We start from the raw sequence: 21404 nt of genomic DNA, 5'->3' as shown, positions 1-21404 counted from the left end.
GGACCGGGGAGAGGGTCGACGTTCGCTAACTGGTCAGAAAACTTTATAGTGACATTTTATAACGCGACACGGGCAAACATACATAGAACTACTATTGTATTCCATATTATTGGATTCAGAATATACATTTGCCGTAATTCCGGAAGGATTTTTAGTTACTCTTGCCTCGTCTGTGTTAGGGTATGTCGAACACTGTTAAAGAGACGTGGCAGCGGTACCGGTCCGTCCCAATCGTCTACCGTATCGCGGCCGCGTTCGTTCTCGGCTCCGTCGTCGGACTGATCGTCGGGGAACCGGCGACGAACCTACAACCGCTCGGTGACCTGTTCGTCCGACTGCTGAAGATGGTCATCGTCCCAATCGTCGTCTTCACCCTGGTGATGGCGGCGCGAAGCCTCGCGCCGAAGGACCTCGGAAAGGTCGGAGGGCAGGTCGTCCTGCTGTACATCTTCACCACGATGGTGGCCATCGCCATCGGACTGGGCGTGAGCAACCTCATCGACCCCGGAACGGGACTGCTGCTCGAAGACGCCATGAAGAAACAGGCCGTCGAGAGCAAGCAGTCGCCCGGCCTCACGCAGGTCCTGCTCGGCATCGTTCCCGAGAACCCGTTCAGCGCGATGGCCGAGGGGAAGATACTCGGTGTCATCTTCTTCGCGCTGGCGTTCGGTATCGGACTGACGGTGGTCCGCGACGAGGCCGAGGAAGGGTCGACGGTGTACAACGGCGTCCAGACCACCTTCGACATCGTCGAGGCCGGCGCGGAAGTGATGTTCAAGATAGTCTGGGGCGTGATGGAGTTCGGCGTCATCGGCGTGTTCGCGCTGATGGCCGCGCTGTTCGCGAAGACCGGCCCGGAAGCGATTCTCTCGCTCGTCAAGCTGTTCGCTACGCTCGCTATCGCGATAACGCTCCAGATAACCCTCGTCTACCTGCTCGTCATCGTCAAGGGGCTGGTCGGTCGGTCGCCGATCGACTTCCTGCGCGGCAGCCGCGAGGCGATGGTGACGGCGCTCAGCATCCGTTCGTCGAGCGGGACGCTGCCGGTGACCATGTCGAACGCGGACGAGAACCTCGGCGTCGACGAGGGCGTCTTCAGCTTCTCGCTGCCGCTCGGTGCCACCATCAACATGGACGGCACGGCGATGTACCTCGGAATCGCCGCCATCTTCACCGCCAACGTCGTCGGCGAACCGCTGACGATCACCCAGCAGGTGAGCGTCCTCGTCACCGCGCTCATCGCTAGCATCGGGACCGCCGGCGTTCCCGGGGCGAGCATCGTCATGATGACGGTCGTGTTCACGCAGGTCGGCCTCCCCATCCAGGCCATCGCGCTCGTCATCGGTATCGACCCGCTGCTTGACCGCATGCGCACGATGAACAACGTGACGGGCGACCTGGCGGTGACGACGCTCGTCGCGAAGTGGAACGACGCCATCGACTTCACCACGGGCGTCTGGGCGGGCGAGACCGAATCGCTACGCGACATCCCGTCGAGCACGACGGGCGACGATTGAGGTCCAAGCTGAAGATCTTCGACAATGAGCGAACGTAACACTACGGAGCGAAGTAGCGAACTCGTCGACCGCGCCCGGAGCGTCGTTCCGGGCGGGGCCCAGACCGGCCTGCGAGCGCAGGCGTACGACACCGGCGACGTGGCCTTCGAGTCGGCGTCGGGCGCGACCCTGACCACGGTCGACGGTGAGACGTACGTCGACTATCACCTCGGGTTCGGCCCCATCGTCCTCGGGCACGCCCACGAGGCCGTCGACGCGGCGGCCCACGGAGCCATCGACGACGGCGTCCTCTACGGCGCCGGTACCGCACCGCTGGAGGTCGAGGTGGCCGAGCGCCTCGTCGACCTCCTGCCGAGCGTCGAGATGGTCAACTTCTGTAACTCCGGCTCCGAGGCGACGTACCACGCCATCCGGCTCGCCCGCGCGTTCACGGGCAACGAGAAGATACTGAAGTTCGAGGGGTGTTACCACGGCTGGCACGACTACGTCGACGTGAGCGTCTACCCGCCGGAGGAACGCCTCGGCGAGCAGTACCCCGAGTCGGACGGGATGCTCTCGGCAGCCGTCGAAAACACGCTCGTCGCCCCGTTCAACGACGCCGACGCGGTCCGGAAGGCGCTCCGCGAACACGGCGACGACCTCGCGGCGGTCATCCTCGAACCCGTCCCGCACTCCGTCGGCTGTCTGCTTCCCGACCGGGAGTTCCTCGAAACGCTCCGGGAGGAGACCCGCGAGCGTGACGTCCCGCTCGTCTTCGACGAGGTCATCACCGGCTTCCGGCACTCGCCGCACGGCGCGCAGGGCGAGTTCGGCGTCGAACCGGACCTCACCTGCGTCGCCAAGGCGCTCGGTAACGGCTACCCCGTCGCGGCCGTCGGCGGACGCGAGGACCTGCTCGCGCAGGCCGGCGGCGACAACGAGTCCGGCGTCGTCATCAGCGGGACCTACTCCGGGAACCTGCCCGGACTGGCGGCCGCCAGGGAGACGCTGGACACCGTCGTCGAGGAGGACGTCCAGGGTTATCTCACCGACCTCGGCGACCGCTACCGCGACGGTCTCCGCGACCTCATGGCCGACCACGGCGTCGAGGGGCGGGTCGTCGGCCACCGGTCCATCTTCAGTCCGCAGTTCGGCGTGACCGGCGAGCCGAAGTCGTACGCGGACGTGCTCGGTCTGGACGAGGAGCGGTTCCGCGCGTTCGCCGCCGGGATGCGCGAGCGCGGCCACTTCTTCACGCCGAATCCGTACAAGCGCCACCACCTCTCGTTCGCGCACGACGACGAGCACCTCTCGTCGTACCTCGACGACGCGGACGACGTGCTGGCGGACCTCTGACTCGCGGAGAAAGGGACCGCCGACGCCAGCCACGCGGCCCGTCGACGGTCGCAGGACCCCTTCTCTTCGGCACGACGTTCGAGTCGGCGGTGTGGAGGCGGTGCGGTGGCGGTGGTCGCGGAACGTACGGCGCGTTCCGCGCCGTTTCTCCGCGAGCGACCGCAGGGAGCGAGCGGGACGTTTTTCATCGACGTTTTTGCGAGGAGGGTGCCCGCAGCGAGCGTAGCGAGCGAGGACACCCGACGAAGTAAAAAGGTCGGAGGCTACCCGACGAAGTAAAAAGGCCGGTTAGAGCCGCGAGATGACCGCCTCGGTCACGTCCGCGGTCGACGCCGACCCACCGAGGTCGGGCGTGCACGGACCCGATTCCAGCGTCGCCTCGACCGCGTCGCGGACGCGCTGTCCCTCGGCGTCGTGGCCCAGATATTCGAGCAGCATCGCGGCCGAGAGTATCGTCGCGCTGGGGTTGGCGACGCCCTGGCCGGCGATGTCCGGGGCGGTGCCGTGGACGGGTTCGAACAGGGCGCGTTCCGGGCCGACGTTGGCGCTCGGCAGCAGACCGAGGCCGCCGACGAGGCCGGCGGCGAGGTCCGAGAGTACGTCGCCGGCGAGGTTCGGGCAGACGACCACGTCGTACTCCTCGGGGCGGAGACAGAGGTGGGTCGCCAGCGCGTCCATCAGCGCCTCGTCGGTCTCGACGCCGCGCTCGTCGGCCACACGGACGACGGCGTCCCGGAACCGCCCGTCCGTCTCCTTCATCACGTTGGCCTTGTGGGCGACGGTGAACCGGTCTTCTCCCCTGTCCCGGACGTACTCGCAGGCGAACTCGGCGAGGCGCTCCGAGGCGGACTCGGTGACGACCCGGGCGAGCGTGCTCACGTCGTCGCTCAGCCGCGACTCGTGGCCGGCGTAGACGCCCTCGGTGTTCTCCCGGAGGAAGACGAGATCCGTCTCCGGGCGCAGTGCGTCGGTCCCGGGGTAGGCCCGCGCCGGCCGCACGTTGACGAACGAGTCGACCGCGCGTCGGAGCGGCAGGATGACCTCGGCGGCCGTCTCGCCCGCCGCGCCGAACAGCGTGGCGTCCGCGTCGGCCGCGAGTTCCTGCGTCTCCTCGGGGAGCGCGCTGCCCGTCGACTCCTTCACGGCGTCGCCGGCGTCGGCTTCGACGAACGCGAACTCTGGGTCGACCGCGTCGAGCACCTGCACCGCGGCGGGGACGACTTCCTGTCCGATGCCGTCGCCCGGGATAACTGCGATCTGGTCGGTCATCGTCTCCCCAGAGGGCGTAATGGGTGGAAAGGGATTCGGTTACGGCAGGTGTTCTGGTGGTCGGTACCGCCGCCGAATCGACCGCTATCGACTCGCTGACCGACCCCACCCGACTCGCGGACGAAGACGACGTCAACCACTGCACGAGCGAGTTTCCCCACGAGAGCGAGGACCACTGCGAGGCCGGGGTCGCCGGCAGGGCCATCGTCGGCGTCGTGAACGACGCGGACGAACTCCTCGTCCGCGTCCACGACGAGGAGGAGATGCTGGTCCTGCCGAACGCCACGGTTCACCAGGGCGACGACTGGGTCGCCGAAGCCGAGCGGGCGGTAGCAGAGCGTGTTCTGCTACGGGACGCTCTGCTACGTCGCCGAGTCCGCGCCGGCGCTCCGGAACCTGTACGGAGCCGTCGCCCCCGGTGGGTATCTCGTCCTGGGGTACGTCAACGACCAGGGACGGGCGACCTACCAGGGGTGGCTCGACGCGCCCGACGACCATCCCGACGAGTCGTTCGACCCCGAGCGCTTCGAAGAGCGATTCCGCCTGGTCGTAGAGGGCGAGAGCACGCTCTCGTACAGGTCGATCCACGACGCGCTCGGCACCTGGCCGCGGAGCTTCTGGGAGTTCACGGACAGGCCCGACGAGCGGTGGGTGTGAGACCACGTCCCGTCGGTCTGGGTGCCGAAGTGACGACTCGACGCGGAAGACTGACCGATAGCGGTGCGAACCGCCGCGTGAGAACGGAATCGGGAAGAGTCTCGACGAACGACCGGGACAGCGTCCGACGACGCCGGCCGCGTCACGTCCGAGCTAGACGTGCTCGCTGCTCTCGACGTACGGCAGGTCGGCAGCGGTCTCCGCGACCGCCGCCTCGTTCGACTTCATCAGGGCAGTGGTGTCCCAGACGCCCTCGACGAGCGCCTTCCGCTGGGCGTCGTCGACCGTCGCGTCGATCTCGCGGTCTCCGTAGCGCACGGTCTCGTCGGCCACGTCCACCGCTATATCGGCGTCCGGGTGCTCGTCGACGTAGTCCTGGAGCGCGGTGATCTGCTCGTGGTCGGCGGTGACGGTGGGGATGCCGAGCGCGAGGCAGTTGCCCGCGAATATCTCCGCGAAGCTCTCGCCGACGATGGCGTCGATGCCCCAGCGGGCGAGCGCCTGCGGGGCGTGTTCGCGCGAGGAACCGCAGCCGAAGTTGGCGTTGACGACCAGCACCGACGCGTTCCGGAACCGCTCCTCGTTGAAGGGGTGGTCCTTGGGCTCGTCGTCGTCCGTGAACCGCTGGTCGAAGAAGGCGTACTCGCCCAGGCCGTCGAAGGTGACGACCTTCATGAACCGCGCCGGGATTATCTGGTCAGTGTCGATGTCGTTGCCCCGGATCGGGACGCCGCTGCCGGAGACGTGTTCGACCGTCTCTATCTCGCTCATGCCGTCGCCACCTCCGCTATCTCGCGCACGTCGGTCACTTCGCCGCGGACCGCGGCGGCGGCGACCATCTCGGGGCTCATCAGGACGGTCCGGCCCTCCTTGCTCCCCTGGCGGCCGACGAAGTTGCGGTTCGAGGAGGACGCGCAGGCCTCGTCGCCCTCGAGCTGGTCGGGGTTCATCCCGAGGCACATCGAACAGCCCGCGCCGCGCCAGTCGAAGCCGGCCTCGCGGAACTGCTCGTCGAGACCCTCGCGTTCGGCGGCGGCCTTCACGCGCTGACTGCCCGGCACGACCATGGCGCGCACGTCGTCGTGGACCTCGTGGCCGGCGACGACTTCGGCGGCCCGCCGGAGGTCCGGCAGGCGCGCGTTCGTGCAGGAGCCGAGGAAGGCGACGTCGACCTCGTACCCCTCCATCGTCTCGCCCGGTTCGACGCGCATGTGCTCCTGGGCCTGGCGAGCCGTCTCGCGCTTGTCCTCGGGGAGCTCGTCCGGATGAGGTATCGGCTCGGTGACGCCGACGCCCTGGCCGGGCGTCGTCCCCCAGGTCACCATCGGTTCGAGCGCGCTACCGTCTATCTCGACCACGTCGTCGTACTCGGCGTCGTCGTCGCTCCGGACGGAGCGCCAGTACTCCGCGAGCTCCTCGAACGCCTCGCCCTCGGGCACGGCGTCGCGGCCCCGGAGGTACTCGATGGTCGTCTCGTCTGGTTCGACGTAGCCCGCTCGCGCGCCGCCCTCGATGGACATGTTGCAGATGCTCATCCGACCCTCCATGTCCAGCGACTCGATGGCCTCGCCGGCGTACTCGTAGACGTACCCGACGCCGCCGTCGGTGCCGAGCCGCCGGATTATCTCGAGGATGACGTCCTTGGCGGTGACGCCCGCGCCGAGTTCGCCGGTGACGCGGACCTGGCGCACCTTCTGTTTCTCCATCGCGACCGTCCCCGTGGCCAGCACGTCCCGTATCTGGCTCGTCCCGATGCCGAACGCCAGCGCGCCGAACGCGCCGTGTGTCGCGGTGTGGCTGTCGCCGCAGACGACCGTCATCCCGGGCTGGGTGCGCCCCTGCTCCGGGCCGACGACGTGAACGATGCCCTGGTCGCCCGTCTCCGGCGAGGAGAACTCGATGCCCGCGTCCCGGACGTTCTTCTCCAGTTCGGACATCATCTCCTCGGCCGCCTCGTCGCCGTAGGGCCGGGACTGGTCGGCGGTCGGCACGATGTGGTCGACCGTAGCGTGCGTTCGCTCGGGGTACGCCACCTCGAGGTCGCGCTCGCGCAGCATCCCGAACGCCTGCGGGCTCGTCACCTCGTGGATGAGGTGGAGGCCGACGAACAGCTGGGTCTGGCCGGTCGGCAGTTCGGTGACCGCGTGGCGGTCCCACACCTTGTCGTATAGCGTGCCCTCGCTCATGGCTCCCCGCGTTCGTTGCCGCGCTCGAAGACGCCGTCCGCGCTCGGAGCGTCCCCGGGCGGCGTGTGGTCGACGTCGGCCATCGTCTCGTCGTCTACGCCGCTCGACTCCTCGTCGGCGTCCTCCGCGGAAGCGCGCTCGTTCGACGGTCGCTCCGCGGCCCCCCGCCGACCGCCGTCGGCCGCTATCGTCGGGCCGCGCTCGAACGGCCGGTTGACCGTTCCCCGGTCGGCGTACGGGTGGGTGTGGCTCACGTCGGCCATCGTCTCGCCGTCGGTTCGTCGCCGTCGGTCGGCCGATTCCGTCGAGGAACGTCGTTCCTCCCCGTTCCCTTCGTCCGAGGAGCTACGCTCCTCGCTAGTCATCGGCAGGCACCTCCTCCTTCTCGTCGCTCTCGCCGTCGGCGTCGTCGGCCCACGCGAACAGGTCGCGCAGTTCCTCGCCGACTTCCTCTATCTCGTGGTTCTTCTCGGCCTGCCGGCGCTGGCGGTACGACGGCCGGCCGGCCTGATTCTCGGTTATCCACTCGCGGGCGAACGTACCGTTCTGGACCTCCTCCAGGACCTGCTCCATCTGCTCGCGGGCGTGGTCGTCGACGACGACCTCTCCGCGGGTCAGCCCGCCGAACTCGGCGGTGTCGGAGACCGAATCCCACATCTCGCCGAGGCCACCCTCGTACATCAGGTCGACGATGAGCTTCATCTCGTTGAGACACTCGAAGTACGCCATCTCCTCGGAGTAGCCGGCGTCGACCAGCGTCTCGTACCCGGCCTTGATGAGTTCGGTGACGCCGCCACAGAGGACGGCCTGCTCGCCGAACAGGTCGGTCTCGGTCTCCTCGCGGAACGTCGTCTCGACGACGCCGGCGCGGGTGCAGCCGATGGCCTTCGCGTACGCCAGCGCCTCGTCTTTCGCGTCCCCGGTCGCGTCTTGGTACACGGCGAGCAGCCCCGGCGTCCCCTCGTCGTTCCGGTAGTTCCGGCGGACGAGGTGGCCCGGCGACTTCGGCGCGACCATCGTCACGTCCACGTCCTCGGGCGGCTCTATCTGGCCGTAGTGGACGTTGAACCCGTGGGCGAACTGGAGCGTGTCGCCCGCGTCGAGTTCCGACTCGATGTCGGCGTACACCGCGGGCTGGACGGTGTCCGGGACGAGCACCGAGACGACGTCCGCCTCGCCCGCCGCCTCTGCCGGGGTCGCTACGCGCAGTCCGTCCTCGCGGGCGGCGTCGCGGGACGAAGACTCCTCCCGGAGGCCGACGACCACGTCGACCCCGCTGTCGTGGAGGTTCTGGGCGTGGGCGTGACCCTGGCTGCCGTATCCCAGGACCGCGACCGTCTTCTCTGCTAGCTGTCCGTCGTCCGCGTCGTCGTCGTAGTGAATCGTCGCAGTTTCGTCTGTCATGGAAATCTCAGTCGTTCGCGGCTGTCGTATCGCTCTGTGCTCCGTCGTGGTCGTCGGCCGGTTCGCTGGAGTGCCCCGGCTCCTCGCCGGGCGTGGTCGGCGTGTCGCCGCGGGCGAGCGCGGTCTGGCCGGTCCGTGCTATCTCGATGATGCCGAACTGCCGGAAGGCGTCGACCGCGTCGTCGATCTTCTGCTGGTCGCCCGTTATCTGGACCGTGATGGTCCGCGGCCCGGCGTCGAGCGTCTGGCCCTCGTACATCTGGGTGATGGCGTGGACCTCGTCCGGCCTGTCCCCCCGAACCTTCAGGAGGACGAGTTCCGCGCGGACGGCGTCGTCGCCGAGTTCGCCCACCTGGATGACGTTGGTGAGCTTCGCCAGTTGCTTTTTCACCTGGTCGATGCCGTGGTCCGTCTCCTCGACGACGAGCGTGATGCGGGCGTGACCGTCGACCGTCGTCGGGCCGACCGTCAGGCTCTCGATGTTGAACTGCCGCCGGGAGAACAGCCCGGAGACGCTCGACAGGACGCCCGGTTCGTGCTCGACGAGCGCGGAGACGACCGCGGTTCGCTGTCTGGGTTCGTCGTCGCCCGCGCCGACGCGGACGCCCTGGGCGTCGCGCCGCCCCTCGGGATGGGGTCGCTCCTCGGGCGCGGACCCGGGCATCCCGGGCGGGGTGGCATCGACCGGCTGGTCGTCCTCCCCGCTCATAGCTGGCCCTCCGAGAGGGCGAACTTCCCGTTCGCGCCGCCGCTCGGCACCATCGGGTAGACGTTCTCGTCGGGGTCGATGTGGAAGTCGACGACCGAGGGGCCGTCGTACGCCATGGCGGCCTCGACCGTGTCGGCCACGTCGTCGGGGTGGTCGACGGTGAACCCCTTCGCGCCGAACGCCTCCGCCAGCGTCGCGAAGTCGGGGCACCAGTCGTACTCCGAGGCGACCCGGTTGCGGTCGAAGAACGCGTCCTGCCACTGGCGGACCATGCCGATGTACTCGTTGTTGAGGACCGCCACCGTGATGTCGAGGTTCTCCCGGACCGCCACCGACAGCTCCTGGACGGTCATCAGGAAGGAGCCGTCGCCGTCGAAGCAGACGACCTCCTGGTCGTCGTCGGCCGCCAGTCGCGCGCCGATGGCTGCCGGGAGGCCGTAGCCCATCGCGCCGAGTCCGTGCGAGGAGACCCAGGTCCGGGGCTCGGTGAACGTCCAGAACTGCACCGCCCACATCTGGTGCTGGCCGACCCCGGTCGTGACGATGGCGTCGTCGTCCGTCGCCTCGTCGAACGCCTCGACGACGAACTGGGGCTTGATGGGCCCGTCCTCGGAGGCGTGGTAGGTCATCGGGTACTCCGCCTGCCAGTCGTCGACCTGGTCGCGCCAGTCGTCCGCGTCCGGCGACTCGTCCATCTCGTCGGCGATGGCCGCGATTGCGGTGCCGGCGTCGCCGACGACCGGCACGTCGGCGTGGACGTTCTTCGATATCTCCGCCGGGTCGATGTCGACGTGGACGACCTCGGCCTCGGGGGCGAAGGTCTCGACGCCGCCCGTCAGGCGGTCGTCGAACCGGCACCCGACCGCGAACAGGGTGTCACAGTGCGTGACGGCCATGTTCGCCGGTCCCGTGCCGTGCATACCGATCATGCCGACCGAGTTGTCGTGGTCTTCGGGGAACGTCCCGACGGCCGGCATCGAGGTGGCGACGGGAACGTCGTGCTCGGTGGCGAACGCCCGGAGTTCGTCGCTCGCTTCGCCCTTGACGACGCCGCCGCCGGCCAGGACGAGCGGACGCTCTGCGTCCTCCAGCGTGCGCGCCGCCGCCTCGACCGCGTCGGCGTCGGGGACCTCCTGCGGGTCGTAGTGTTCGGGCGTCTCGGAGGTCGCTTCGCGAGTCTCGGTCTCCGAGAGCGTCACGTCCTTCGGCAGGTCGACGAGCGTTGGCCCGGGGCGGCCCGCGCCGGCCAGGGCGAACGCTTCGCCGACCGTGTCGCCGACGGTGTCCGGGTCGCCCGCGAAGTAGTTCTCCTTCGTCACGGGCGTGGTGATGCCCGTCGTGTCCGTCTCCTGGAAGGCGTCGTTGCCGACGAACTCCGTCGGAACCTGGCCCGTCAGGGCAACGATGGGGTCAGAGTCCATGTCCGCGTCGGCGATTCCCGTGACGAGGTTCGTCGCGCCGGGGCCGGACGTGGCGAGACAGACGCCCGGTTCGCCGGCGACGACGCCGTACGCGTCGGCGGCGTGTGCGGCCCCCTGTTCGTGGGCCATCGTGACGTGGTGGAGACTGGACCGCCCGAGCGCGTCGTAGACGGGCATGATGGCACCGCCCTGCACGCCGAACAGGGTCTCCACCCCGTTCGATTCGAGCGCGGCGACGACGGCCGCCGCGCCGGTCGTCTTCGTCGCGGCCTCGGAGCCGGCGGCGTCCGCCGCGTCGGCCGATTCGGCGTCGGTTTCCGAGTCGGGGGCGTCCGGCGTCTCCTCGGCGTCGTCCGGACGGGGTTCGCGGGAGCCGGAAACGGCGGGTTCGCTCATCGGCGACCCACCTCCGTCGGAGTCGGCTGGCGAACTGTTCGGTCGTGTCGTTGCTGGTCGTTTTCGTGGTCGTCGGGTCGTGACTGGGACATCTGTTGGAGCGCGTTGTCGGTGCTGGTCGGAGACGGTGCGGCGGAGTCGGTGGAGAAGGAATGTGCAGGGGCTACGCCCCTACGATACGCGCGCTCTCGACAGTCCTCGCGGTACGCCGGCGCCCTGCCTGCGGACCGTCGACGGCGAGTAGCTGTCGCATTCGTGTGGGTGCTCTTCGCACAGCCACGCACATAGCTCTTGCGCGCCGGGTAATTCTTGCGGCGACCCGCGGGTCGCGTCCTGCGCGTCGTTCGGCGGTTCGCTCGCACCACCCGCGGCTGTCGAGGGGGTGAACGGCGGCAGGCGGGCATGATTACGCCCGGACCTCCTCGCTGTCGACGTCCATCTCGCGGGCCATCCGGCGCAGGTCGGCGACCGTGACGCGCTCTTTCTCCGCGCCGCGGTCTTTCACCCGTCGGGTGACCTTGCGCACCTCGGCGTCGGTGGGGGTGAACCCGGACTGTTCGAGGTGCTTGCGGACGGCGTGGGTCCCGGTGTGTTTGCCGAGGACGAACTCCCGGTCCGCGCCAACCATCTCGGGCGTCATCACGCCCGTCTCGAACGTGTCGCTGTTCTCGATGACGCCGGCGGCGTGGATGCCGCTCTCGTGGGCGAAGGCGTTGTCGCCGACCACCGGCTTGTTGACGGGGACGGTGACGTCGCTCCAGGCTTCTATCATCTCCGAGAGGTCGGCGATGCCTCGCGTGTCAACGCCGGTGTCGACGCCGTAGACGCTCTCGGCGGCCATGACGACCTCCTCGAACGCCGCGTTGCCGGCGCGCTCGCCGATGCCGTTGACGCTCACCTGGACCTGCTCCGCGCCCGCTTCGAGGCCGGCCATCGCGTTCGCGGTGGCCATCCCGAAGTCGTCGTGCGTGTGCACGTCGATGCGGGCGTCGGTGTGTTCGTTGATCCGAGCGATGAGGTCGGCGAACCTGGCGGGCGTGGCGACCCCACAGGTGTCGGGGACGTTTATCCACTCGACGCCCGCCTCGGTGACCGCTTCGACCACCTCGATGAGGTAGTCGTCGTCGGTACGGGTCGCGTCCATCGGCGAGAACATCGGTATCGCGCCCGCCTCGTTCACGCGCTCGACGGCCTCGACCGCGTTCGCTTTCACCTCCTCGCGGGTGGCGTGCATCGAGTCTTCTATCTGTACGTCGCTGGTCGAGACGAAGACGTGGACCATCTCCACGCCCGCGTCGAGCGCTGCTTTGACGTCGCCGTCGACGACGCGCGCGAGCCCGCAGGTGGTCGCGTCGGTCGATTCGGCGATGTCGCGGACGGCCTCGAACTCGGCGTCGCCGTTGACGGGGAACCCGGCTTCGATGACGTGGGTCCCCATCTCGTCCAGCGTCGCCGCTATCTCGCGCTTCTCGGCTGGCGAGAACGATGTCCGTGGCGTCTGCTCGCCGTCTCGCAGCGTCGTGTCGAAAATCCGAACGTTATCGATTTCGTGGGAGTGAGCTAACGTGCCCTGGAAGAACTCGACCCCCCCTTTCGGAGGAGCGTGCGTCGTGGTCAGACATTACACTCGGTCCCAGTGCCGACCTCCTATTTAAGCGTGGTGGTGAGACAGGTGCTCTCACTCGTCCAGACCACTACGCCGGCTGTCACGTTCGGAAAATCGCCCGACATCGTCGACCCCATCAGTGATTTAATTCCTTATACGCCCTTTGACGGTAGTTGGCCGAGTGTTTACAAGTCGGCGCTCGGAGAGTTGATTTCACTTCATAACTTTAGAACTTAACTCGCGCGCGGTCCGGCGCGACCTTGCATGTGACCTTCCGGGTCGGCCGTCGCTCTCCACGAACCCGAAAACTCGGTATAATTCAGCGCGGGACCGACGGGCGTTCGCGGACCGCTGTCGGCAGCCGCGTCGTCCGTCGCGGAGAGCTAGAACAGCGCCTCGTCCTCGGACAGCACCGTCGCCGGGCCGCCGACCTCCCAGACGCTGGTCTCGACGCCGCAGTCGGCGACGAGTTCCTCGACGCGGTCGACGTACTCGTCGGTGGTGTTGACGTAGACGCTCGCGCCCGTGTCGGTCGAGAAGTAGACCGGGACCGACTCTTCGCGGCGGAGCCGACGGACGGCGTTGAATATCTCCAGCGTGTCCGGCTGCCAGTACACCCAGCCTGTGGGTCCCGTCATCGTGGTCGCGGCGAGCGACAGCGAGTCGTGTTCCGCCGTCTCGAACACGCGCTCGAAGCTCCCTTCCCGGAGCGCGTCGCGCATCTCGACCAGCTGGTCGTGGATGTGCGCGAGTCGCGCCTCGAACATGTGGCTGTCCGCGGCCTCGCGGTGGGCCTGCTCTGTCTCCTTGTACGACGGGACGAGCCCGGCGACGACGCGCACGTCGTCTTCGAGTGACGACTCGATTCGTTCGGAGCGACAGTCGTCGTCGTTCAGTCCGGTGTGGAGGTCCGAGAAGCCGCCGGTGACGGCCCGCGCCGCGGACGACGAACCGAGGCGGGCGATAGTCGATATCTCGGGACGGGAGAAGTCGAGTCCGGCTGCGGCGACGCAGGCCATCGCCGCAGCCGCGAAGCCCGACGACGACGACCCGAGCCCGACGTTCGACGGGAAGCTGTTCCGGCTCTCGAGTCGGACGCGGTCGTCGACGTCCGCGAGGTCTCGAACGCGATCGACGACAGCGCGAACCCTGTCGGCGCCGTGGCCCGAGAGCTCCTCCCCGTCGACGACGTACGCGTCCTCGTCGCGGTCCGCGTCGAACTCGACGGTGGTCTTCGTGTGGCTCGGCGCGGTACAGACGCTAATGCTGTCGTGATACGGGAAGCGACGCTCCTCGTCGCGCATCCCGTGGTACTTGACGAGTCCCTGTATCGGGTGGGCTTTCGCGGTCGCTTTCATACCGTGAAGGGGGCGAGAGCGGGGTTTAAAATCTCTGGAACGCGGTTCGAACGTTCCCGGACGAAACGGTATCGGCCTCTAGCGGTGTTTCAGAGCGCTTATCTCCGGGAATTTAGTGACGAGTGGTCCCGGTAGGTTTTAGGCCCCGCGACAGCAATCGCGGGTAGAATGGTATCCCGGCTCGTACTCGGGTGCGGGTCGGTCGGCCACGCTCTCGTGGAGGAGCTCGCCGACTGGCCCGGCAGCGTCGTCGTCGTGGACGACAACGGCGGCCGGGTCGATACGCTCCGCACGGAGAACGTGTCGGCGCGGCAAGGCGACCCCACCGACCCGGACCTGCTCGCCGACCTCCGGGCCGACCTGGCGCTCGTTGCCAGCGACGACGCCGACCGTAACCTGGCCGCGGCGAAGGCGCTCCGGTCGGTCCACCCGGACGTCCATCTGGTCGTGTACGCGGGCGAGTCCCCGTCGCCCGAGGACCGCGACAACCTCCGGGCGCTCGCGGACGACGTCATCGGTCCCGGGAGGACGGTCGCCCAGCACCTGCTGTCGACTATCCAGAGCGAGGGCGCACTCCGGACCCGGAACCTCCAGCGCGTCCTCCGACGCGTGGACGGAAAGCTCGGCATCTTCATGCACGACAACCCCGACCCGGACGCCATCGCCGGCGGGGTCGCGCTCGAACGCATCGCCGAGGCGGTCGGTACCGAGGCCGAGGTCTGTTACTTCGGCGCCATCTCCCACCAGGAGAACCGCGCGTTCGTCAACCTGCTCGACCTCGAACTGCGGAACTTCGAACCGGGCGCGGACCTCTCGGAGTTCGACGCCATCGCGCTCGTGGACCACTCCCGACCGGGCGTCAACGACCAGTTGCCCGAGGACACGCCCATCGAGATAGTCGTCGACCACCATCCCCCGAAGATGCCGGTCGAAGCTACCTTCGTCGACCTCCGGAGCGCAGTCGGCGCGACGAGCACGCTCATGGCCGACCACCTCCAGCAGCTCGGGGTCGAACCCGCCGAGTCGGTGGCGACGGGGCTGCTGTACGGCATCCGCGTGGACACGAAAGACTTCACGCGGGAGGCGTCGACGGCCGACTTCGAGGCGGCCGCGTTCCTGCTTCCCCACGCCGACACGGACGTCCTGGAGCGCGTCGAGAGCCCCTCGATCAGTCACGAGACGATAGACACCATCGCCCGGGCCATCCGGAACCGGCAACTCGACGGGAGCGTGCTCGCCAGTTGCGTCGGCGCGCTCTCCGACCGGGACGCGCTCGCGCAGGCGGCCGACCGACTGCTCGACCTGGAGGACGTCACGACCACGCTCGTGTTCGGGTTCATGGACCAGACCGTCTACGTCTCGGCACGCGCTCGCGGGACCGACGTGGACCTCGGCGAGACGATGCGCTCCGCGTTCGGCCGCATCGGGAGCGCGGGCGGTCACGCGGACATGGCCGGCGCACAGATTCCGCTCGGACTGCTCGGCGAGGTCGAGGAGGAAGCCGAGGAGTCGCTGTCGAACGTCGTCCGCGACCTCGTCACCGAACGGTTCTTCGAGACGATGCGGTCGCTTCCGGAAGGCGACGAGTTCGGCCCCGACCCGGAGCAAATCGCGTCGTTCGACATCAAACTGGCCGACGAGGAGTAGGGGAAACGCCGACCCAGACGCCGCTCCTACGTCTCGGTCGCGAGTTCTTCGACGAGTTCGTCGGCGACCGCGAATCCCAGGTCCGCTTTCGTTCCGCGATGCTCGCGGACGCTTCCCTCGTGGACGAACAGCGCCCGGGTCTGGTCTTCGCCCATCACGCTCGCGTCGTTGGCCACGACGAAGGAGAGGTCGACCCGGTGCAGCGTCTCCCGGGCGGCCGCGACCATCGCGCCGTCGTCGCCGCTCGTCTCGGCCTTGAACCCGACGATGGGGAGGTCGGGGTTGTCCTCGCGGACGGCGTCGATGAGCTTCGGCGTCCGCTCGAGGTCGAGCGTGAGGTTCCGACCGGAGCGAATCTTCTCGTCGGCGGCGTCGGTCGTGTAGTCGCTGATGGCGGCCGCGGAGATCAGCGCGTCGATGGGAAGCGCGGTGATGAGGTCCTGCACCTCGTGGAGCATCTCCTCCGCGGTCTCGACGCGCCGACCGGTGGAGTATCTCGTGTCGGGCGCGTCGTGGACGAGCGCGACGTTCGCGCCGTACGCGTAGCACGCGCGGGCGACCGCCCGCCCCGTCTTCCCGGAGGCCCGGCTGGTCAGCACGCGCACGGGGTCGATCGGTTCGCTCGTCGCGCCGCTGGTGACGACGACGTACTTGCCGTCGAGGGGGGAGGGCGTGGCGACCCGGGCCAGTTCGAGCGCGATGTCGTCCGCGGTCGCTATCTTCGCTTTCCCCTCCTCGATGCGCGGGTCGACGAACTCGACGCCCCACTCCTCGACGCGGTCGATGGCGTCGAGCACGCCGGGGTGGTCGTACATCGGTTCGTGCATTGCCGGCGCGACGACGACCGGCACGTCGGCCCCCAGCGCGGTCGTCGCGCAGGTCGTCACCGGCGTGTCGTCGACCGCGGCGGCCATCTTCCCGACCGTGTTCGCGGTGGCCGGGGCGACCAGGAACACGTCCGCCCAGCCGTCGCGTCCGCAGAGTTCGACGTGTTCGACCGACCCGGTTATCTCGGTGACGACCGGGTTCTCCGTGGCGAACTCGACCGCCCAGGGGTGGACTATGCCTCGCGCACTCTCGGTCATCACGGCCCTGACCGAGGCACCGCGGCGTCGCAGTTCGTGGGCGAGTTCCACGACCTTCACCGCCGCGATGCTGCCCGTCACCCCCAGCGCAACGTTCACTCCGGTGAGCATTACCCGGAGTTGGGCACGGCGTCGCGTAAATAGTCACGGATTGCGGCGCGTCGGGACGCGGAATCGACCGGTCCGGGCTCCGCCTCGCGGCTGGCGACAAAATTGATGTGGGCCGGGTGTGGTGGTTCGGCCATGCAACGGCGACGGTTCCTCGCCCGTGCGGGCGGCGCGGCCGCGCTCGGAGCGACGGGACTACTGGCGGCGTCGCAGTCCGGCGACGACGTCTCGGCGGCGGCCGAGGGCGACGACGAAACCTCGTCGTACACCCTCCTCTCCGAAACGAGGTACGCGACGAAGGTGTTCGTCCGGAGGGCCGACCCGGCGAGTCCGACCGCGCTCGTCGTCGGCGGGATGCACGGCGACGAGGAGAGCGGCTACCGCGCGGCCGGCGACGTCGCGCAGCGGCCCCTGCGGTCCGGAACGCTCGTCGCGATTCCGCGGGCCAACCGGGTGGCCATCCGCAACGACCGGCGCGAGGGCGCACACGGCGACCTGAACCGAGCGTTCCCGACCGGCGAGCGGCCGACGACGAAGCTCGCTCGCGCCATCTGGAGCGTCGTCGAGCGCCACGACCCCGACGTCGTGCTCGACCTGCACAGTTCCGTCGGCATCTACCGCCTCCACGCAAACTCCGTCGGGCAGGTGCTCTGGCCGACCGACGACGGGAAGGCCGCGACGTACGCCGACCGGACCGCCGCGCACCTCAACGACGCCGTCGTCCCGTGGTCGATGCCGTACCACGACTACCGGGTCGGCGGGCGACTCACTGGCGGCAGCCCGATGCTGGTCCACAAGGTCGCCGGCGACCTCGACAGGCCAGGGTACATCGTCGAGACGACTGACTTCCTGCTCGACGAGGGAACCCAGGTCAGGTGGACGAAGCGAGCCGCCGCCGACCTGCTGGCGCGCCACGGCGTCGAACCGGCGGGAGGCAAGCGATGAGTACCGGCCGTGTCTCGCGGTCGGACCTGCGCCGGGTACTGGCCGGGCGCGCCGTCTGGGTCGTCTACGTCCTCCTGGTCGGGCCGCTGGTCGCCGGTGCCGTCGACGCTCGACTGATGACGCCGCTGGCGCTGCCGGGGTACGTCGTGTTCACGCTCGGCAGCGCCGTCGGCAGCCAACTGTTCCCGACGCTGGAACTGTGGGTGTTCTGGGTGCCCTTCCTCGCCGGCGCGTACCCCGTCGCCGTGGCGCTGGCCGGCGCGTACCGGACGGTCCGAACCCGGATGTCCACCGAATCGCCGGCGTGACGAAGCACCGCGTCCCACCGGCGGCCGGCCGCTCCGACGTCGGAATCGTGGATACCTTCTCGTTCACCGATGCTTTGATTGTTCAGTCGCTGGTACCACCGAACCAATGATAAACTTAATACTCACAGCATCAGATGTGTTTCACACTGCCGCCCTGGCCAATCCATGAAATTAAGCGACCCGGAGAGCGAAAGTCCGTCGACGCTCGACGAGAGCGAGATACACAACGTTCTGCGTAACGAGCGGCGACGGCGCACCATCGAGCATCTCCGGGAGATCGACGGGACGCTGACCGTCGACGAACTCGCCGAACACATCGCCACGCTGGAGACGGACGAGTCGCCGCCGCCCCGGAACGTCCGGAAGAGCGTCTACGTCTCGCTCCACCAGACTCACCTGCCGAAACTCGACGACCTCGACATCGTCGAGTACGACCAGCGGTCGAAGGAACTGCAACTCACCGACCGCGCCCGGGAGGTCGAGGTGTACATGGAGGTCGTCCCCGAATACGACGTGTCGTGGGCGACGTACTACCTCGGACTCGGCGTCCTGGAGCTGGTGGCGCTGGTGGCCACGGAACTCCGACTGTTCTCGGTCGAGGCGCTGACCGTTCGAGTCTGGGCCTGGTTCTTCCTCGCGCTCTTCATCGTCTCGGCGAGCTACCACGTCTATCGCGGCCGCGAGAAGGGACTGGCTCCCTGAACGGTCTGCGCTATCCGATGTACCGGAGGTCCTCGTCCGCACCGATGCCGCCGACCTGCTGGGACTCCATCTCCTCTATCTTGCTGACGACCTCCTCCATCTCGTCGGCACGTTCCTCCAGCGACTCGAAGTCGACCTCGAACTCGAGCACCGACTGGAGCACCTCGAGTACCGCCTGGGCGCTCTTGGGGTCGACGAGGTAGCCGCTCGTCTCGCCCATCAGGCAGGTCGCTTCGAGGCCGCGCCGGTCGCCGAGGCCGAGCAGGAGACCGCTCGTGCCGACGATGCCGCCCGCGGGTTCGTCCCCGCGGAACTCGACGCCGACGGACTCCAGTTCCGAGACGAACTCCTCGGTCGTCGCCGCGCCGAGCACGGAGTACTCCTCGATGAGTTCGCCGGTCGGGACGCCGCCGAGCGCGAACACGCGCTCGACGCCGAACGACTCGGCCACGTCGAGGAAGGCGTCCGTCAGCCGGTAGTGACCTCGGGTGTCCTGGGCCTGGTGGTCGCCGGTGAGCACCAGTACGTCCCGCCCGCCGAGCGAGAGGGCGTACAGTTCCGCGGAGACGAGGTCGGCGATGCCGTCGTCCGCGACGCTCACCTGCGGCGGCAGATACTCGGAGTAGACGCGACGGACGAGTTCGCTCTCGTTCTCCTCGAGGAGATGTTCGACGACCAGCTTCCCGACGTGGCCGACGCCCGGCAGTCCCTCTATCAGTACCGGGTCCTGTAGCTCCGGGTCGGCGACGGTCTCGATATCTACTTCGTCCATAGGAACTACTCGTGGGTGCGCCGCTTAAGAGCGCGTCGGTACTCTCCGTACGGGTCCTCGGGGTCGAACGGAGCGGGCGCGCTGTTGACGGCGGGCGCTCCGCAGTCGGGACAGGAATCGGCAAGAGTGTAGACGGGACGGTCGTGTTCCGTTTTCCAGTCGGAACACACCCGGATGTCGGATTTCATTCCTCGTCGGTGCGTCGGCCGCGGTGGAAGTCGGCGGTGCCGCCGGCCTCCGAGATGGCCGACTCGGCACGAGCGGCGCTCTCCTCGAGTTGCGCCTCGGCGGTCTTGTAGTTCGGCGCTTTCACCCGGATGCGGTACTCGGGTGCGCCGACGTAGGTGACGTCGAGTTCGACCTCGTCGGGAATCTCGCCGTTGCCCTCGGCCGCCTGCAGGGCCTCCTTGATGGCGTCGACGCCGTCGCTCGCGGAGCTCTGGAGGTCGACGTACCCCGTGACGGTGACGTACGGGACCGAGACGTTCTCGCGGGCGGTGGCGACCAGCGACTCGACTTCCTCGTCGTCGAGGTCGGTGGCCGTGAGCGCTTCCGGGCCATGGATGGCCGCCTGTTCGAACCCGTCGTAGATGCTCCCGAACTCGGAGAGGAGTTCGTTCGCGACGCGGCCGTACAGGTCGTCGCTCATGTCCTCGCCGAACGCGAGGGTCATCCACTTGTCGGCTTTCTGCTCGTTCTTCCAGTCCTGTATCTTGTCGCTGCGCTGGTGCTCGTTGACGTCCTTCAGCGAGAGGTCGATCTGCTGGGACGACGTGTCCACGTCGAGCACCTTGCAGACGACCGTCTGGCCCTCGCTGACGTGGTCGCGGACGTTCTTGATCCACCCGCTGGCGACTTCGCTGACGTGGACCAGGCCGCGCTTGTCCTCGTACTCCTCGAGGTCGACGAAGACGCCGAAGTCCTCTATCTCGTCGATCTTGCCGACGACGAGTTCGCCGGTGTCGGGCCAGCCACTGTATTTCATCGGGACTCTACTGTTTCGACGATGTCACCGTCGATTGCGGCCTTGCCGCCGGTCGGCGAGGCGAGTCGATGCCCACAGACCACGCAGTTGACCTCGTCCGCGGCCTTGCCGAAGAGGGTCTGTTCGTTCTCGCAGTCCGGACACTGGACCCGGTAGAAGCTCCCCGCCATGGTTACTCCTGGAACTCCAGTCGACCGGCGCGCCATCCCTCGCGCATGTGGGCCTTGCCGCAGTCGCTGCAGCGGTACTTGAGGTGGGTCTTCTTCGTCGGCTTGTTCCCACTGGGCACCTTCGAGAAGCCACCGGCGTTCCCGATGACGCTCGTGCCGCGCTTCTGCTGGCGGGCGTTCCACTTCATGCCCGTCTGGCGACCGCTGCGGACCTTCTCGACTTCGTGTTCGTTGTGTTCGTGACAGTTCGGACAGTACGTGTTAAATCGGCGTGGCATCTGCATAGAGTATCGACCTTACGGAGAGATTGCGCTTCGGGGCTTAAAACCCGTTTGGTTTCGGGCGTCCTCGCTCTCCGTGGAACCCCGCTGTCCGGACGGAGTTCTGGCCGTCCCGAGGCGAGCGCTCGCGTAGTACCCTTCGAAGCGCTTAATTGACCGCCTTCCGAATCGCCGGGTATGAAGCGGCTCATCATTCACGGGGACCCCGGCATCCGGAAGAACGCGGTCATCGACTACGACGGCGGCGAGCGCGTCTGCTTCTCGATCAACCGCCAGGGCGACTGGCACGGCCCCGACGAGCCCCAGCTCTGGTGCGTCATCGGCACGGAAGACGAACGCGACGACTTCGAGCGGCGTAACTACGTTCCGCATTTCCTCGACACCGAGTCCATCGACGCCGAGGCCCTCGAAATCGTCCGGCGCGCCGACGAGACCGCGGTCTCGTAGTCGGTCGTCTCCGTCCAGCAGTTCTCTCGGTCCGGACGGGCCGCGGCTCCCCACTCGACGGACCCGCGCCGTCGCCCGAGCCGACTCGTCGTGTCA

Annotated in this window: 24 protein-coding genes; 8 read left to right on the top strand and 16 right to left on the bottom strand. The window is 68.0% G+C overall.

Annotated elements, in window-relative coordinates; genetic code table 11:
* Positions 1–182 precede the first annotated feature (182 nt).
* Both ACRYA2_RS23995 and ACRYA2_RS23990 read left to right on the top strand, forming a co-directional pair.
* On the top strand, positions 183–1517 hold the full coding sequence (locus tag ACRYA2_RS23995; RefSeq protein ID WP_433633835.1) for a dicarboxylate/amino acid:cation symporter: 1335 nt from the start codon (positions 183–185) through the stop codon (positions 1515–1517).
* A gap of 24 nt (positions 1518–1541) precedes the next feature.
* Positions 1542–2852 (top strand): aspartate aminotransferase family protein, encoded by a 1311-nt coding sequence (locus tag ACRYA2_RS23990; protein ID WP_433633833.1) that lies wholly within the window; start codon positions 1542–1544, stop codon positions 2850–2852.
* 288 nt (positions 2853–3140) lie between these two features.
* Here ACRYA2_RS23990 and ACRYA2_RS23985 read toward each other — a convergent pair whose 3' ends face one another.
* Both ACRYA2_RS23985 and ACRYA2_RS23980 read right to left on the bottom strand, forming a co-directional pair.
* Positions 3141–4121, bottom strand: coding sequence for an isocitrate/isopropylmalate dehydrogenase family protein (locus tag ACRYA2_RS23985; protein WP_433633831.1), 981 nt, complete (start codon positions 4119–4121; stop codon positions 3141–3143).
* Positions 4118–4414, bottom strand: coding sequence for a hypothetical protein (locus ACRYA2_RS23980; RefSeq protein ID WP_433633829.1), 297 nt, complete (start codon positions 4412–4414; stop codon positions 4118–4120). The genes ACRYA2_RS23985 and ACRYA2_RS23980 overlap by 4 nt, the downstream gene beginning before the upstream one ends.
* Before the next feature lie 46 nt (positions 4415–4460).
* Here ACRYA2_RS23980 and ACRYA2_RS23975 point away from each other — a divergent pair, with 46 nt between their 5' ends.
* Positions 4461–4778, top strand: coding sequence for a methyltransferase domain-containing protein (locus tag ACRYA2_RS23975; protein WP_433633827.1), 318 nt, complete (start codon positions 4461–4463; stop codon positions 4776–4778).
* Between the two features lie 153 nt (positions 4779–4931).
* Here the strand turns inward: ACRYA2_RS23975 and leuD are convergent, their stop codons facing one another.
* The 8 genes from leuD to mvaD all read right to left on the bottom strand — a co-directional run bounded on the left by leuD (position 4932) and on the right by mvaD (position 13858).
* The gene (leuD, locus tag ACRYA2_RS23970) at positions 4932–5549 is read right to left on the bottom strand and encodes a 3-isopropylmalate dehydratase small subunit (RefSeq protein ID WP_433633825.1); all 618 of its coding nucleotides are present in this window, start codon (positions 5547–5549) and stop codon (positions 4932–4934) included.
* A complete protein-coding gene (gene leuC, locus ACRYA2_RS23965; RefSeq protein ID WP_433633823.1) occupies positions 5546–6964 on the bottom strand; it encodes a 3-isopropylmalate dehydratase large subunit in 1419 nt (472 codons plus the stop codon). Before leuC ends, leuD begins: the two co-directional genes overlap by 4 nt.
* Positions 6961–7329, bottom strand: a complete 369-nt coding sequence (locus tag ACRYA2_RS23960) for a DUF7989 family protein (RefSeq protein WP_433633821.1) — start codon at positions 7327–7329, stop codon at positions 6961–6963. Before ACRYA2_RS23960 ends, leuC begins: the two co-directional genes overlap by 4 nt.
* On the bottom strand, positions 7322–8368 hold the full coding sequence (gene ilvC, locus ACRYA2_RS23955; RefSeq protein ID WP_433633819.1) for a ketol-acid reductoisomerase: 1047 nt from the start codon (positions 8366–8368) through the stop codon (positions 7322–7324). The genes ACRYA2_RS23960 and ilvC overlap by 8 nt, the downstream gene beginning before the upstream one ends.
* A gap of 7 nt (positions 8369–8375) precedes the next feature.
* Positions 8376–9077 carry an acetolactate synthase small subunit gene (gene ilvN, locus ACRYA2_RS23950; protein ID WP_433633817.1) on the bottom strand — a complete coding sequence of 234 codons (702 nt, stop codon included), beginning with the start codon at positions 9075–9077 and terminating at the stop codon, positions 8376–8378.
* Entirely contained in the window at positions 9074–10894 is a 1821-nt protein-coding gene (gene ilvB / locus ACRYA2_RS23945) for a biosynthetic-type acetolactate synthase large subunit (RefSeq protein WP_433633815.1), read from the bottom strand. The genes ilvN and ilvB overlap by 4 nt, the downstream gene beginning before the upstream one ends.
* Positions 10895–11300: 406 nt before the next feature.
* Positions 11301–12512 (bottom strand): LeuA family protein, encoded by a 1212-nt coding sequence (locus tag ACRYA2_RS23940; protein WP_433633920.1) that lies wholly within the window; start codon positions 12510–12512, stop codon positions 11301–11303.
* A gap of 371 nt (positions 12513–12883) precedes the next feature.
* A complete protein-coding gene (gene mvaD, locus ACRYA2_RS23935) occupies positions 12884–13858 on the bottom strand; it encodes a phosphomevalonate decarboxylase MvaD (RefSeq protein ID WP_433633813.1) in 975 nt (324 codons plus the stop codon).
* A gap of 168 nt (positions 13859–14026) precedes the next feature.
* Here mvaD and ACRYA2_RS23930 point away from each other — a divergent pair, with 168 nt between their 5' ends.
* Positions 14027–15505 (top strand): DHH family phosphoesterase, encoded by a 1479-nt coding sequence (locus ACRYA2_RS23930; protein WP_433633811.1) that lies wholly within the window; start codon positions 14027–14029, stop codon positions 15503–15505.
* Between the two features lie 26 nt (positions 15506–15531).
* Here ACRYA2_RS23930 and coaBC read toward each other — a convergent pair whose 3' ends face one another.
* A complete protein-coding gene (coaBC, locus tag ACRYA2_RS23925; protein WP_433633809.1) occupies positions 15532–16701 on the bottom strand; it encodes a bifunctional phosphopantothenoylcysteine decarboxylase/phosphopantothenate--cysteine ligase CoaBC in 1170 nt (389 codons plus the stop codon).
* Between the two features lie 132 nt (positions 16702–16833).
* Here coaBC and ACRYA2_RS23920 point away from each other — a divergent pair, with 132 nt between their 5' ends.
* From ACRYA2_RS23920 to ACRYA2_RS23910, 3 genes are all read left to right on the top strand, one after another.
* The gene (locus ACRYA2_RS23920) at positions 16834–17643 is read left to right on the top strand and encodes a M99 family carboxypeptidase catalytic domain-containing protein (protein WP_433633807.1); all 810 of its coding nucleotides are present in this window, start codon (positions 16834–16836) and stop codon (positions 17641–17643) included.
* Positions 17640–17951 carry a hypothetical protein gene (locus tag ACRYA2_RS23915; protein WP_433633805.1) on the top strand — a complete coding sequence of 104 codons (312 nt, stop codon included), beginning with the start codon at positions 17640–17642 and terminating at the stop codon, positions 17949–17951. Before ACRYA2_RS23920 ends, ACRYA2_RS23915 begins: the two co-directional genes overlap by 4 nt.
* A 165-nt stretch (positions 17952–18116) precedes the next feature.
* A complete protein-coding gene (locus tag ACRYA2_RS23910; protein ID WP_433633803.1) occupies positions 18117–18653 on the top strand; it encodes a DUF7344 domain-containing protein in 537 nt (178 codons plus the stop codon).
* A gap of 10 nt (positions 18654–18663) precedes the next feature.
* On the opposite strand, the gene ACRYA2_RS23905 is transcribed toward ACRYA2_RS23910, so the two are convergent.
* From ACRYA2_RS23905 to ACRYA2_RS23885, 5 genes are read right to left on the bottom strand one after another with little or no spacing between them, the layout of a single operon-like run.
* Complete coding sequence (locus ACRYA2_RS23905; protein ID WP_433633801.1) at positions 18664–19425, bottom strand: proteasome assembly chaperone family protein; 762 nt, start codon at positions 19423–19425, stop codon at positions 18664–18666.
* Positions 19426–19430: 5 nt separating this feature from the next.
* Positions 19431–19613 carry an RNA-protein complex protein Nop10 gene (locus ACRYA2_RS23900; RefSeq protein ID WP_113277259.1) on the bottom strand — a complete coding sequence of 61 codons (183 nt, stop codon included), beginning with the start codon at positions 19611–19613 and terminating at the stop codon, positions 19431–19433.
* Positions 19610–20410 (bottom strand): translation initiation factor IF-2 subunit alpha, encoded by an 801-nt coding sequence (locus ACRYA2_RS23895; protein WP_113277258.1) that lies wholly within the window; start codon positions 20408–20410, stop codon positions 19610–19612. Before ACRYA2_RS23895 ends, ACRYA2_RS23900 begins: the two co-directional genes overlap by 4 nt.
* Positions 20407–20580: a 30S ribosomal protein S27e gene (locus ACRYA2_RS23890; RefSeq protein ID WP_113277257.1), complete on the bottom strand. Its 174-nt coding sequence runs from the start codon at positions 20578–20580 to the stop codon at positions 20407–20409. The genes ACRYA2_RS23895 and ACRYA2_RS23890 overlap by 4 nt, the downstream gene beginning before the upstream one ends.
* Before the next feature lie 2 nt (positions 20581–20582).
* Positions 20583–20864, bottom strand: a complete 282-nt coding sequence (locus ACRYA2_RS23885) for a 50S ribosomal protein L44e (RefSeq protein WP_113277256.1) — start codon at positions 20862–20864, stop codon at positions 20583–20585.
* A 174-nt stretch (positions 20865–21038) separates the two neighbouring features.
* Between ACRYA2_RS23885 and ACRYA2_RS23880 the strand changes: the two genes are divergently transcribed.
* Entirely contained in the window at positions 21039–21308 is a 270-nt protein-coding gene (locus ACRYA2_RS23880) for an HAH_0734 family protein (protein WP_113277254.1), read from the top strand.
* Positions 21309–21404 lie beyond the last annotated feature (96 nt).

The organism is Halomicrococcus pelagicus (genome assembly GCF_050954125.1).
This window is presented reverse-complemented; position numbering and strand designations above follow the sequence as displayed.

Coding starts and splice junctions, on each gene's coding strand:
- leuC (WP_433633823.1), bottom strand. CDS start 6,964: ATGAGCGAGGGCACGCTATACGACAAGGTGTGGGACCGCCACGCGGTC.
- leuD (WP_433633825.1), bottom strand. CDS start 5,549: ATGAGCGAGATAGAGACGGTCGAACACGTCTCCGGCAGCGGCGTCCCG.
- ACRYA2_RS23990 (WP_433633833.1), top strand. CDS start 1,542: ATGAGCGAACGTAACACTACGGAGCGAAGTAGCGAACTCGTCGACCGC.
- ACRYA2_RS23890 (WP_113277257.1), bottom strand. CDS start 20,580: ATGGCGGGGAGCTTCTACCGGGTCCAGTGTCCGGACTGCGAGAACGAA.
- ilvC (WP_433633819.1), bottom strand. CDS start 8,368: ATGACAGACGAAACTGCGACGATTCACTACGACGACGACGCGGACGAC.
- ACRYA2_RS23930 (WP_433633811.1), top strand. CDS start 14,027: ATGGTATCCCGGCTCGTACTCGGGTGCGGGTCGGTCGGCCACGCTCTC.
- ilvN (WP_433633817.1), bottom strand. CDS start 9,077: ATGAGCGGGGAGGACGACCAGCCGGTCGATGCCACCCCGCCCGGGATG.
- ACRYA2_RS23915 (WP_433633805.1), top strand. CDS start 17,640: ATGAGTACCGGCCGTGTCTCGCGGTCGGACCTGCGCCGGGTACTGGCC.
- ACRYA2_RS23960 (WP_433633821.1), bottom strand. CDS start 7,329: ATGACTAGCGAGGAGCGTAGCTCCTCGGACGAAGGGAACGGGGAGGAA.
- ACRYA2_RS23995 (WP_433633835.1), top strand. CDS start 183: ATGTCGAACACTGTTAAAGAGACGTGGCAGCGGTACCGGTCCGTCCCA.
- ACRYA2_RS23900 (WP_113277259.1), bottom strand. CDS start 19,613: ATGAAATCCGACATCCGGGTGTGTTCCGACTGGAAAACGGAACACGAC.
- ACRYA2_RS23920 (WP_433633807.1), top strand. CDS start 16,834: ATGCAACGGCGACGGTTCCTCGCCCGTGCGGGCGGCGCGGCCGCGCTC.
- ACRYA2_RS23880 (WP_113277254.1), top strand. CDS start 21,039: ATGAAGCGGCTCATCATTCACGGGGACCCCGGCATCCGGAAGAACGCG.
- coaBC (WP_433633809.1), bottom strand. CDS start 16,701: ATGCTCACCGGAGTGAACGTTGCGCTGGGGGTGACGGGCAGCATCGCG.
- ACRYA2_RS23910 (WP_433633803.1), top strand. CDS start 18,117: ATGAAATTAAGCGACCCGGAGAGCGAAAGTCCGTCGACGCTCGACGAG.
- ACRYA2_RS23895 (WP_113277258.1), bottom strand. CDS start 20,410: ATGAAATACAGTGGCTGGCCCGACACCGGCGAACTCGTCGTCGGCAAG.
- ilvB (WP_433633815.1), bottom strand. CDS start 10,894: ATGAGCGAACCCGCCGTTTCCGGCTCCCGCGAACCCCGTCCGGACGAC.
- ACRYA2_RS23985 (WP_433633831.1), bottom strand. CDS start 4,121: ATGACCGACCAGATCGCAGTTATCCCGGGCGACGGCATCGGACAGGAA.
- mvaD (WP_433633813.1), bottom strand. CDS start 13,858: ATGAAAGCGACCGCGAAAGCCCACCCGATACAGGGACTCGTCAAGTAC.
- ACRYA2_RS23905 (WP_433633801.1), bottom strand. CDS start 19,425: ATGGACGAAGTAGATATCGAGACCGTCGCCGACCCGGAGCTACAGGAC.
- ACRYA2_RS23885 (WP_113277256.1), bottom strand. CDS start 20,864: ATGCAGATGCCACGCCGATTTAACACGTACTGTCCGAACTGTCACGAA.